Source organism: Myxococcus sp. CA005 (assembly GCF_006518205.1).
Classification (GTDB): Bacteria; Myxococcota; Myxococcia; order Myxococcales; family Myxococcaceae; genus Myxococcus; species Myxococcus xanthus.
This window is the reverse complement of the sequence record NZ_SRLV01000101.1, coordinates 19,838-30,614: the sequence shown is the minus strand read 5'-3', so window position 1 is coordinate 30,614 and position 10,777 is coordinate 19,838. Positions and strand designations below refer to the sequence as shown.

Sequence of the window (10,777 nt, the reverse complement as noted above, 5' to 3'; positions counted from 1 at the left end):
CCCATTCCCTCGGTCATCGAGTCCAGGAACTCGCTCAGCTCCCGGTCAAGCTTGCGTAACTGGGCAGGCGTCATGCTCCGTCAACACGGGGCGCCCGCGCCCAATTCATCTGACCGGGTAGTGTTAGTGAGCGGACGAATAGGCGCGAGCTACGTCGCTCCGAGTTTCTCGATGCGTTCCAAACTCCGCCCGAAGGCATAGCCCTGCGCAACGTGTTCCCGAAGATGAGTGCGGTAGTCTACCGGACCTCGACGGACCAGTGGTATCCCGAACGTGCTGTCTCTGCGATGGGGGCTGCCGAGGTCCACGCAGGCCCGACCGTGAACGTGCGTGACAAGGTCCTGCTCTTCGTGACTCGAGAGCAGGAGGATGTGCCATGGGGGGCCGTGAGGCAACTCCGCAATACGACTTGGCATCTCTACCTGCTCCATTGGGACGAGCGCCGAGGACTCCTCTTCATCAACAGCTCCAATCACGTCGGCATGCACGAAGAACTCGCGCGGGCTGTCGGAGGCGATGGCGTGGAGTTAATTCGGGGCGAGGCGGTGTTTCGGTCACTTCACAATGTCAACCGCCTAGTTCTCACGAACCTTGGTCTCAGCGACATAATCAACGACCGCCTCCGATTTAGCCTCCACGTCGGGTCCGATATCTCCAACGTACTTCCCGATGCACTACGTCAGCAGAAGAAGAAATCGAACCTCTTCGCTCGAGGGTATGAGCAGGGGCGGCGGGTCACCATCGGGTATTCCCAGAAGGGCCGGGTTTGGTCGATGTCAACCGCCATGGACCTCGCATCGTGGGTCAATTGGTGCCACGCCGTTGGAGCCAAACTGAAGGACGAGAGCATCTCAACTGCGGACGTCTTCCGGAACGTAATTTTGCCGCGCCTCGTAACTGAGCGGCCGGCTCTTATCCCCCTGCAGATTGACTGGCCTGAGGCATTCCTCATTCGGCCCGAGGACTCGATCGAAGTCGAGATCGATGGTGAGTCTGTGCTCTTCAGTGATGCTGAGCTACGCATCGTCAACTACGCCAGCGAAGGCCCAATTCGCTTCCAGGTAGTGACTCCTACGCGCTTGGCGGAGTACGTGGTGCGTTTCGCTGGAAACAACGTTCATTACGACCCTGCTGGTCGCCATCCCGTCTACATCAAAGTGGGGCGCAAGCGCCGCCCCCTCAGCGAGTGGTTTCAAGAGGAACCGCCTGTTATCCGGTTTGAGGACGGCTCTCAATTGGAGCACAACGAGTTGTTTGAGCTGCCCAGGCCAGAGGCGCGCCGTCCCTATGAACGGCAGCGCATTCAAACATGGGACTGGACCGGAGTGGATCTGAGTAAGGAGTCTCAGGGACTGGAGAAGAGGGCGGATTCGATCCAGCGACGTGTGCTTGACCGCATGCTTCAAGAACAGTTGTTCCAGGTTGTATTCGACGACGATGATGCTGGAGAGGCCGCAGACGTTGTCTGCCTCGGCAACAGCGAGGACCGACTCATCGTGCACTTATATCACTGTAAGTTTTCTTCGGCAGGGCGTCCGGGCGCCCGTCTCGACGACCTTTATGCTGTCTGCGGACAGGCACAGCGAAGTGCTCAGTGGCGTGGCTACATCCGTGATCTGCTGATTCATCTGCGAAATCGTGAGGCTAGTCGACAGCTACGCCTTGAGCGAGCAGGTAAGCCGCATGTCTCACGCTTTGAGCGTGGAAGTCTGCGCACGCTTCGCGAACTTGATCAGGCGCTGTCCCGGTGCGCGCTGGAGGTGCGAATCGTTATTGTCCAACCTGGTTTGTCCAGGTCTGCAGCCGAGATCCGGCAACTGGAACTCTTGGCAGCTACCGAAGTGTATCTTTTGGAAACTGCAGGCGTTCCACTCGAAGTCATTGCCAGTGAGTGAACGTCGAGACAGAGGGGCGATAGGTCATCGCGCCCGTCTGGCGCTGGGCTTGATAGCCACGACGCAGGAGACCCGATTCGGCGCTGGCTGCCGGAGGGCACCACACCCGATTACGTGGCTCACCGACAATGGGCTGGCCTGCTCGCTCAAGAGCAACGGCATGGACGCGTCCTTCGCGAAGAGCTTCAAGTGCGACTATGTGTAGCTGTCGCATTTGGACAGCACAGAGGTGGTCCTTCAGCAACTGCCCACTTGGTTCGACGACTACAACACCGTGCACCCATCCAAGCCGCTGAAGATGCGCGCCCCGCGTGAATGCGCGACTCGCCATTTCAGCGCTAGGGTCGTGGAGCCCGGGCCGGTGGATGCCTGCCCAGCGACCGTGGTGAGCCGCAACCTCGAATTTCTGGGCGACTCTCTCTGGAGGGCACGACAGAGCAACTGGTAGCGCCGAGGGGTAAGACAGATCCGGTGCACCTGGGCCTCGCGGCAGCGGACGGGAGTTTTCCAGCCTAAGGCCCCCCGGCTCGGAGTGTCTGCACCACGGCGACGAAGTCGTGAGTACCCAGTAAAGCGTGGTCGCGTCTTTGCGATCTCGGTTAACAACACCTTGATGGCGAGAGGTGGCAAGAGGTTCCGTCACCTTTAGGAGACCGGGAAACGAAGCACTCCTGGAAGGTACGACATCGAAAGCCCTGGATTGCCAGAATCGGCTGCCCGCAGTGGTTAACAAAACTGTTAACCACTCTCGGCCTCTCTCTCCCCAAAACGGGCGAAAGAGTGCATCAGAGAGCCCAGCCGGCGGCGGAGAAAAGGGGGCATCTCGCTCTGCGGGGTAGAGAGCCGAGAGCGCCCTCTTCATCACCGCGAGCCAGAATCCCTTGGGATTCAGCGGCTTAAGCACGAAGGCCCCGCGATGTCATCGCGAGGCCCGTGTAAAACAAAAGGGCCCTACCGGTTGGTAGGGCCCTTCGTTCAGCTCCACGGGGTGCAGGCGGAACCAGCGGGCGATGAGCATCACCTCCTGCGCTTCGTGTGCACGGAAGCCCAGCGTCTCCGGCTCGGGCTGCTCAAGGATTTCACGGGCCTTCGCCTCCAGCGCCTGCTGTTGCTCGAGCGTGACGGGCGCGGGCAGCTCCGCGCGCACGCTGCCCCGGCGCACCACGTAGACGCGGTCATCGCCGCCATGGCCGGGCACCGTGTAGACGAATGAGAGGCGCTTGAGCATCTGGCTCAGCTCCACCACCCAGCCGCGCATCAGCTCCAGCCGCTCCGCCCTGTCCCGCAGCTCCGCGGCGTATTCGAACAGGAGCCTGCGGGCCGCCAGCGCCATGCGCTCACGCAGCAGCGTCAGCGGCGTGTCGGACGTCCCTTCGAGGAAGGCGCGGGCCTGGGCGACGCGCGCGTCGTACTCCGCGCGAGTACAGCCCCCGGCGCAGGGCGCCAGGCAGCGCGAGAGCTGCCCGCGCATGCACAACGGCTCCTGCTTCAGCGGGAAGAGCTGGCCCTGGTCCGCCAGTCGCATGGGCGTGTCCGCCGCGCAGTCGCGCAGCTCCAGCAAGTCACTCACCGCGCGCACCACGTCGGACATGGCGCTTCGTCCGTGGAAGGGCCCGTAGTAGTCGCCGCGCTCGCTGCTGGCGCGACTCACCACGCGCAGCCTGGGGACGGGCTCGCGCGTCAGATGGATGAAGCAGTGGCCCCGGTCCCGCTTGTGCTCCACGTTGTAGAGGGGGCGCTGTGACTTGATGAGGCGGAACTCGTGCAGCAGCGCGGCGAACTCGCTGGGCGTGTACTCCCAGACGATTCGGTGCGCGTGGGCGATGATTTCCGCCGCCTTCTCGTGCGCTTCCGCGCGGAAGTACGACAAGAGCCGCGTGCGCACCCGCACGGACTTGCCCACGTAGAGCACTTCGTCCGAAGGCCCCAGCATCCGGTAGACGCCTGGGCGATTCTCGGCGTGCTCGCGCACGTGGGCGAAGAGGGCGGCGACGCGGGATTCCATGATGCGGGAGCGGAGGCCCGCACCGTAACCGGCGAGGGCCGTCGCTTCCATGCCCCGGAACTGTCGGGCTCCTATGTGCGCAGAAGCTGCTCGGAGAGGTGCCTGCCGGACGTCGCCTCTGGAGGGCAAGCGGTTCGATAAGCGGGGGCGCAGGGCGGCGGCCTCAAGTGAAGGCCGCGCGCCCTGGCCCGCGGTGAAGCGCGGCTACGCCGGCTCGATGAAGTTCAGCCGGTAGCCGTCCGGGTCGGTGACGATGAGTTCCCGGGTGTACCAGGGCTGAACCGTGGGGCCGTCCACGGCGGCGCCCTGGGCCTGGGCCCGCAGGAGCACCTCGTCCAGGCTGTGGGGCGCCTCGGCGCGGAGGCCGACGAGCACCCCCGTGCCGCGACGGCCTTCCAGCTTCAGCTGCGGCGGCGGGGTGACCAGGTACACATCCAGGGCCTCCGCCCACCGGAGGTGGACGAAGGGGGGCTCGGCGCTCACGCGCGTGAAGCCCAGCGCCTCATAGAAGGCCACCGAGCGCGCGCTGTCCGTGACGAGCAGCTTGACGAAGGCCGCCGTCACTTCGCGAGGCCTTCCGCCTTCAGGGCCTCCTGCACGGAGGGCCGGTCCGCCACGCGGGCGTGATAGGCGCGCAGCGCGGGGAAGGGCTCCAGGTCCACCTTGGTGTGCCCGGCCCAGTTGAGCGTCGTGAAGAGGTACGCGTCCGCCACGGTGAACTGGTCGCCCAGCAGGAACGCCTGCTTCGCCACCACCACCTCCAGCACGCCCAGGCGCTGCGCGAGCCGCTCACGCGTCAGCCGCTTGACGTCATCCGGGAACGCCGGGTTGAACAGGGGGCTGAAGCCCTTGTGAATCTCGGTGGAGATGAAGTTGAGCATCTCCTGGAGGCGGTAGCGCTCCAGCGTGCCGTTGGCCGGGGCCAGCTTCTTGTCGGGGACCTGGTCGGCGAGGAACTGGACGATGGCGGGGCCCTCGGTCAGCAGGCTGCCGTCATCCAACTGGAGCGCCGGGACATAGCCCTTGGGGTTGATGGCGTGGAAGTCCTCGCCCGCCGCCGTCTTCTTGGCGCGGATGTCCACCTTCTCGGTGGTGAAGGAGAAGCCGCCCTCACGCAGGATGATGTGGGGCGACAGCGAACAGGCGCCAGGGGAGTAGAAGAGTTTCATGGCGCGGATTCCTGCACGACTCCGGCGCCGTTCGCCATGAATTCGGATGCAGGTCGGGCTGCCCCCTGGGTCGGCCCAGCCCAGGTGACCCGCAGGCACTGCGAGTGATAGGGATTCATGACGGTCGGCACCGGTCCGGGGAGCCCGCCGACCGCGTCCCCTCAGCGCATGCCCGGCCCCGCGGGCCTGTCCGGATACCTGAACCTATGCGTCTCAAGCAGTCTTTCCTGCTCCCCCTCGCGGTCCTGTCCCTGGGCGTGCTGCCGGCGTGCTCGGACGATGGTGACGACCCACCTCCTGGCAATGACGCCGGCACCGATGCGGGCACCCACGCGGGAGCGGATTCCGGCACGGACGCGGGCGACGACAACCCGGGGCCCAGCACCGAGCCCGGGACCTGTCCTTCCAACGCGCTGCTCTGCGAGTTGTTCGACAGCGGCAACGACACCAACGGCTGGAGCGCCAGCGCGGAGAACTCCTCTCTCCAGGTGGACAGCACGCGGACGCGCAACGGCCCGGGCGCGCTGCACGTCCTCACCGAGGATGGACACGACGAGCGGCAGCGTCCTGGCAAGGCCATCGCGCAGTGGCAGAAGAGCATCCCGGCTTTCGAGACCCGGCTCTTCGTGCGCGCGCACGTCTACATGCGCTCGCTGCCGGGAGTGTTCGGGCAGATGGGCACCTTCTTCGTGCTGTCCAACTTCGGCGCGGACTTTGGTGGCTTCGAACTCCAGGTCATGCAGGACAGCGGCTTCGCGCTGGATGACTGGTCCTTCCGCGAAGGGCAGGGATGGAACCGCCAGCCCGAGCCCGTCCGGCTGGGCATGGAGGCGGGGCGCTGGGTGTGCCTGGAGTGGGAGGTCCGCCGCGACAGCCCGTCGAGCACGCATGGCAACACCCGCGTCTATGTGGACGGCACGCTGGCGCACGACTTCACCAACATCGGCATGCGCGCCTTCAACAACTTCTCCGTGGGCTACGGCTTCGTCCACCCGCTGGGAGCGTCCGGCTCCGAGACGTGGATTGACAACGTCGTGGTGAGCACGCAGCGCGTCGGCTGCGACTGAGCCACGTCGGAGCACGGTTCCTGTCAGGTTGCCTGGGGTTTGTTCGTGTTTTTGTGACACTAAGGCTCGCGCACCTTCGCGTGAGCGCGGACAGACAGGACGCGGCACATGTCGTTGAAGGGCATTGGACAGGAGACGGTGGACATCATCGAGCGGGGCCAGTACCTGGCTCCCTCGGGGCAGTGTGTCCAACTGGGCGAGGCCGTGGAGCGCGCGGTCTCCGGCACGGAGCTGTACCGGCCGGGTGACTTCTCGCGCCTGTCATTCCCCACGGCGGCGAACCCGTCGGCGCCTCGAATCGAAGTCACCGCCGAGAAGACGGGCGCCGCCGCGCGCCGGCTGGTGGAGGCGGGCGCGTCCCATGTGGCCGCGCTCAACTTCGCGTCGGCGAAGAATCCCGGGGGTGGTTTCCTGGGCGGCGCGAAGGCGCAGGAGGAGGACCTGGCACGCTGCTCGGCGCTGTACACGTGCCTGCTCACGCAGCGCGAGTACTACGACGTCAACCGCGCGGAGCCGTCGCCGCTCTACACGGACCATCTCATTTATTCGCCGGACGTGCCGTTCTTTCGGGATGAGGGCCTGACGTTGCTGGAGCAGCCCTTCCATGTGTCCATCCTCACTGCGCCCGCGCCCAACGCGGGTGTGGCGCAGTCACGCGACCGGGGCATGGGGGGACGTATCCGCAAGGTGCTGGATGAGCGGGCCCTGAAGGTGCTCCGTGTCGCCGCGCACCATGGGCACCGCACCTTGGTGCTCGGCGCCTGGGGATGCGGCGTGTTCCGCAACAACCCCGTGGAAGTCGCGGAGGCCTTCGCGCTCGGGCTGGGCTCGCTCCCGGGCGCCTTTGACCGGGTCGTCTTCGCCGTCTACGAGCGCGGTGGGGATGGACCCAATCTGCGCGCGTTCCAGGCGCGCTTCGGCTGAGCTGTCCTCGCGGACGTGGCAGGAGCACTGGAAAGGAACGAGGACACAGCTACCGGCGCATCCCCACGCTGTGATGCGGCCCTACACGCGGCGTTGCAGGTGTGACACCGCCGAGGTGAGCAGGGCCTCGGGAGCCACCTGGCCCTGCGTGCCGACCAGCGCGGGGTAGACGTCGATGGGCGCCGCGCAGCCCACCACGAAGTCCGCGGCTTCGCGCAACTTCGCCAGCGCGAAGTCCGTGCAGTGGATGGTGATGACGGGGAGGAGGCCGGGCTCGCTGAGCCACCTCACGCCGTCCGACAAGTCATGGGCGCTCACGAAGCGTTGCACCCTGTCGCGCAGCTTGCGGCTCTCCTCCAACGCCGCCGCGAGCCCGCTGCGCCGGTCCCGCTGGGGCGCCGGGACGTAGGGCTCCGAGTCGTCCTCGCGCGGCATGATGATGCTCTCAATCCACATCGGAGCGCCTCCTGACGGAACCATCGGCGCGGCCATGACGAGCAACGAACCCACGCCCGCTTGGACGCCGAACCGGGACGGCATATTGCACGTGTTCGGCGAACCCCGATTCACTGATGACGCCAAGTCCTTCCCGAAAAGCGTCAGGGTGTAAGAAATCGGAGGAAGGGCCGGGTGTCAGCCCGTGGGCTGCGCCCCGCATGTGTCCATAAGTGGATGCCGTACCCGCCCCGCGGAACGGGGTGGCACCTGCCCTACCGTGGCAAATCCACCACGAAGGCGGCGCCGCCTCCGGGCGTTTCCTCCACGTGGACGCGGCCGCCGTGCGCGTCGATGATTTGCCGGACGATGTGGAGCCCCAGCCCCAGGCCGCCGCGCCGCTGGGCGTTGTCGCCCTGGGTGAAGCGCTCGAAGACGCGATCCCGGTCGGAGGCGGGAATGCCCGGCCCGCTGTCCTGCACTACCAGCCGGGTCCTGTCGGGGGCGTACGTCAGCGACACCTTCACCGGCTTGCCCGTGCCGTAGCGGAAGGCGTTGGTGAGCAGGTTGCTCACCACCTGCTCCATGCGCAGCCGGTCGAAGCGGCACGGGGCCGGCGCGTCCACGTGCGAGTCCAGGCGCACGCCCGCCAGGCGGGCCTCCTCGGCGAAGCGGGAGACGACGTCCGACACCACGCTTGCCAGGTCTCCGTCGGCGAACTGGAAGTCCAGCTTCCCCGTCTGGATGCGGCTGACGTCCAGCAGGTTGTCCACCAGCGCGCCCAGCCTGCGCAACTGGCGCTCCGTGTTGTCCAGCTTCCCGGCGACCTTGTCCGAGCCGAGCGTCGCGCCAGGTGTGGAGGCGCCCAGGCGCCGCAGCAACTGCAACTGGAGGCGCAGGGACGTCAGCGGCGTGCGCAGTTCGTGGCTGGCCATGGAGAGGAAGTCGTCCCGCGTGCGCACCGCCTGTTGCAGCGCGGCCTCCGTCTCCTTCAGCGCGGTGATGTCCAGGATGGCCCCGCGCACCACCACGACGTTGCCCGTGGCATCGCGAATCACCGTCGCCCGGCTGGTGAGCCAGTGCCAGCTCCCGTCCGGCCAGCGGGTGCGGAAGGTGGACGTGTAGGCGTCCACGTGCCGGGTGAAGAGCGCGGCGACCTGGGCCTCCACCTCCGCGCGGTCCTCCGGGTGGATGGAGGCGAGGAACTTCTCGTGCGTCCACTCCGCCTGTGGCTGCGCGTAGCCGTAGAGCCGGTCATGCGCCTCGGAGCGGAACACCTGGCCGGTGACGAGGTTCGTCTCCCAGACGGCCATCTGCGCGGAGTCGAGTGCCACCTGGAAGCGCTCGCCCAACTGGCGGAAGCGCTCCTCGGTGCGCGCCACTTCGTTCTCCGCGTGCTGGCGCTGGGTGATGTCCGTGGCCAGCACCCACGTCTCGTCACCCACCACGCGGACCGTCACCTCCAGCCAGGTCCGCGACGGCAGCTCCGCCAGGAAGCGACCGCCCTCACGCGTGGTCAGCGCCGTCATCAGCCGTTCGTGCAGCACCGTGCCCGAAAGCTCGGGCTGCGCAAGCCAGGGCTCCTGGCCGCGCACCTGCTCGGCCGACACACCCAGCAGGGCGGCGGCGTGCGTGTTCAGCTCGCGGACGCGGCCGTGGGCGTCGAGCGTGAAGAAGGCCTCGCCCATCATCTCCTGCAGCACGCACAACCGGGCCTCGGCGGACAGGCCGACTTCGTCGGCGGCGTGCGCAGGCAGCTCGGTGGTGGTGACTGCGGGGGGCGGCTCCGAGGGACGACCGGGCTCGGAAGACGGAGCGAGTCTCATGGGGGCCGGGAAGGTCTCCCGGCCATCCGGAGGCGTCAAGCCGCCCGGCGTGGCGCTCGCGGGGGCTCCTGGTGCGTCAGGAGGCTCACGGCGCCGGTCCCTTCGCCCCCGTTTCCGGCCCCCCCCAGGCCGCCCCGACTCGCCCATGCGCGCTCAGCCTCCGTTCGCTGCCGCCGTGGGGTCCACCAGGGGTTCAGGCATGACCCAGAGCGCCGTGGGCTGAAGATAGGCCGCGTCGAATGCGAAGAGAATGCCCGTCCAGCGGTCCCAGAAGAGGGCCCAGTTGTACTCAGTGGGCGGCGAGGTGAGCGGGTTGCCGTCGCGGTCCGGCCGGCTGTAGGCGAAGTCCGCGTACGTCCACGTCATCGTCCCGAAGTCCGTGGACAGCAGCGGGGTGATGGCGCGCAGCAGTTCGACGCGCGAGACCTCGTCTGGGCGCTGAACGGCGGGGGAGAAGACAGGCTGGGCCATGTCGTGCTGCTCACGCCAGGCGATGTAGTTGTTTCCCATGGCGATCAGCGCGTCACGCGCGGCCGGCGTGGGCGCCATGCGGGCCTCTTCGTACAGCGCGAAGGCCGCCACCAGCAGGCTCTTCCAGTGCATGCCGGGGAAGAGGGTGTCGAACTCGAACGGGCGCGGCGTGTCGAAGGCGTGCGCGAGCGCGTAGTCATAGGCCTGACGGGACTGGGTGGGCACCGCGCCCACCAGCGTGAACTCCGTGAGCACGCGTTCGGGCGTCACCACGCCGGCCCCCGCGCGCCAGTCCATGTAGAGGCGCCCCGAGCCGCCAATGTCCGTGAAGATGGCGAGGTTGCTCTCGTTCAGCGTGCGCTCCAGCGTGTCCACGATGCGCTCCGCCTTGTCGAGCGGGAGCACACCTGGCGCGCTCGCGTAGAGCGCGGCGAAGCGCGCCGTGGTGGTGAGCAACGTGCGCGCGTCCAGCAGGGCTGCGCCATTGAGCGCCGTGGTGAGCGAGGCGAGCGACGCCGCCACGTCGAAGGGCAGGCCCGACAGCACCAGTTGCAGGCCCAGTTGCTGGACGGACAGATGCAGGGTGCCCGTGAGGCCCACGCGCCCCAGCGCCTGCTGAAGCGACAGGGATGGCTGGCCGCGGGCGGCGCGGATGACGCTCCGGGCCAGTGACGCGCCGAGAAGGCCTTCGCCGCCGGTGCGAGAGGCATGCGGCGCGAAGACGAACCAGTTGGGCCGCACGGCGCTGGTGCCACCCGGGGAGAGGGTGGGGTCCAGCAGCCCGCCGACTTCATAGGCCAGTTCGATGTAGCCCGCGGTGATGCGGTTGTTGTCCTCCAGCGGCGTGGTTTGGGCGTGGGACGTCGAGGCCAGCAGCACGCTCGTGACGAGCAGCGCGCGGGGCAGGCCCAGGGGGATGGGGCGGGATGGGGTGAGGTGCATGAGAGAGGGAAGTAGTCACGCCCATGCGCCTTCCAATCCATTC

General features: G+C 67.1%; 10 protein-coding genes. 4 read left to right on the top strand and 6 right to left on the bottom strand.

The annotated features are described in order from the left end of the window. The first annotated feature begins 212 nt into the window (after positions 1-212). Positions 213-1,895 (top strand): hypothetical protein, encoded by a 1,683-nt coding sequence (locus FMQ63_RS31685; protein ID WP_011556074.1) that lies wholly within the window; start codon positions 213-215, stop codon positions 1,893-1,895. 49 nt (positions 1,896-1,944) lie between these two features. Beyond that, the gene (locus FMQ63_RS31680) at positions 1,945-2,100 is read left to right on the top strand and encodes a hypothetical protein (protein ID WP_153881077.1); all 156 of its coding nucleotides are present in this window, start codon (positions 1,945-1,947) and stop codon (positions 2,098-2,100) included. A 714-nt stretch (positions 2,101-2,814) separates the two neighbouring features. Here FMQ63_RS31680 and FMQ63_RS31675 read toward each other — a convergent pair. The 3 genes from FMQ63_RS31675 to gstA all read right to left on the bottom strand — a co-directional run bounded on the left by FMQ63_RS31675 (position 2,815) and on the right by gstA (position 5,069). Next, positions 2,815-4,029: a nucleotide excision repair endonuclease gene (locus FMQ63_RS31675; RefSeq protein WP_011556073.1), complete on the bottom strand. Its 1,215-nt coding sequence runs from the start codon at positions 4,027-4,029 to the stop codon at positions 2,815-2,817. Between the two features lie 75 nt (positions 4,030-4,104). After that, positions 4,105-4,464 carry a VOC family protein gene (locus FMQ63_RS31670; RefSeq protein ID WP_011556072.1) on the bottom strand — a complete coding sequence of 120 codons (360 nt, stop codon included), beginning with the start codon at positions 4,462-4,464 and terminating at the stop codon, positions 4,105-4,107. Further along, positions 4,461-5,069: a glutathione transferase GstA gene (gstA, locus tag FMQ63_RS31665; protein WP_011556071.1), complete on the bottom strand. Its 609-nt coding sequence runs from the start codon at positions 5,067-5,069 to the stop codon at positions 4,461-4,463. Before gstA ends, FMQ63_RS31670 begins: the two co-directional genes overlap by 4 nt. A 206-nt stretch (positions 5,070-5,275) precedes the next feature. Here gstA and FMQ63_RS31660 point away from each other — a divergent pair, with 206 nt between their 5' ends. Further along, entirely contained in the window at positions 5,276-6,136 is an 861-nt protein-coding gene (locus FMQ63_RS31660) for a hypothetical protein (protein ID WP_216609388.1), read from the top strand. Between the two features lie 108 nt (positions 6,137-6,244). Next, entirely contained in the window at positions 6,245-7,060 is an 816-nt protein-coding gene (locus tag FMQ63_RS31655) for a TIGR02452 family protein (protein WP_011556069.1), read from the top strand. An 81-nt stretch (positions 7,061-7,141) separates the two neighbouring features. Here FMQ63_RS31655 and FMQ63_RS31650 read toward each other — a convergent pair whose 3' ends face one another. From FMQ63_RS31650 to FMQ63_RS31640, 3 genes are all read right to left on the bottom strand, one after another. Next, on the bottom strand, positions 7,142-7,516 hold the full coding sequence (locus FMQ63_RS31650; protein WP_011556068.1) for a hypothetical protein: 375 nt from the start codon (positions 7,514-7,516) through the stop codon (positions 7,142-7,144). Between the two features lie 254 nt (positions 7,517-7,770). After that, complete coding sequence (locus FMQ63_RS31645) at positions 7,771-9,468, bottom strand: PAS domain-containing sensor histidine kinase (RefSeq protein WP_011556066.1); 1,698 nt, start codon at positions 9,466-9,468, stop codon at positions 7,771-7,773. 6 nt (positions 9,469-9,474) lie between these two features. Further along, on the bottom strand, positions 9,475-10,734 hold the full coding sequence (locus FMQ63_RS31640; protein ID WP_011556065.1) for a hypothetical protein: 1,260 nt from the start codon (positions 10,732-10,734) through the stop codon (positions 9,475-9,477). Between the last annotated feature and the right edge of the window lie 43 nt (positions 10,735-10,777).

Excerpts from the sequence above, each read along its gene's own strand:
- gstA (WP_011556071.1), bottom strand. The coding sequence starts at position 5,069 with ATGAAACTCTTCTACTCCCCTGGCGCCTGTTCGCTGTCGCCCCACATC.
- FMQ63_RS31660 (WP_216609388.1), top strand. The coding sequence starts at position 5,276 with ATGCGTCTCAAGCAGTCTTTCCTGCTCCCCCTCGCGGTCCTGTCCCTG.
- FMQ63_RS31655 (WP_011556069.1), top strand. The coding sequence starts at position 6,245 with ATGTCGTTGAAGGGCATTGGACAGGAGACGGTGGACATCATCGAGCGG.
- FMQ63_RS31650 (WP_011556068.1), bottom strand. The coding sequence starts at position 7,516 with ATGTGGATTGAGAGCATCATCATGCCGCGCGAGGACGACTCGGAGCCC.
- FMQ63_RS31645 (WP_011556066.1), bottom strand. The coding sequence starts at position 9,468 with ATGGGCGAGTCGGGGCGGCCTGGGGGGGGCCGGAAACGGGGGCGAAGG.
- FMQ63_RS31640 (WP_011556065.1), bottom strand. The coding sequence starts at position 10,734 with ATGCACCTCACCCCATCCCGCCCCATCCCCCTGGGCCTGCCCCGCGCG.